Origin of the sequence: Thermoplasma sp. (assembly GCF_008709555.1) — an archaeon.
Lineage (GTDB): Archaea > Thermoplasmatota > Thermoplasmata > Thermoplasmatales > Thermoplasmataceae > Thermoplasma.
Window position 1 is genome coordinate 7,050 of sequence record NZ_VYIJ01000033.1, and the last position, 235, is coordinate 7,284.

Genomic DNA, 235 nt, shown 5'->3' on the forward strand with positions numbered 1-235 from the left:
GTAGGCAACCATGAATATGCCGAAGGCCTGCATAACTAGCCCGATGACGAGGAGCTGAGCGCCCTTGCCCGTCCTGTCGAAGAGGAACCCGCTCACTGGATTTGCGATCATCGAGGCCAGTGGATATGTGAAGAGATAGAGCGATGCCGACAGTGACGACATACCCTTCGATATCTGCAGGTAAAGGCTCAGGGCATAGAGAACACCGAAGAAGGACAGAGCCTGCAGCGTTGAT

General features: G+C 54.5%; 1 pseudogene. It reads right to left on the reverse strand.

Features of this window, described 5'->3' with window-relative positions:
- A pseudogene (locus F6Q11_RS07415) lies at positions 1 to 235 on the reverse strand (MFS transporter); the annotation flags it as partial.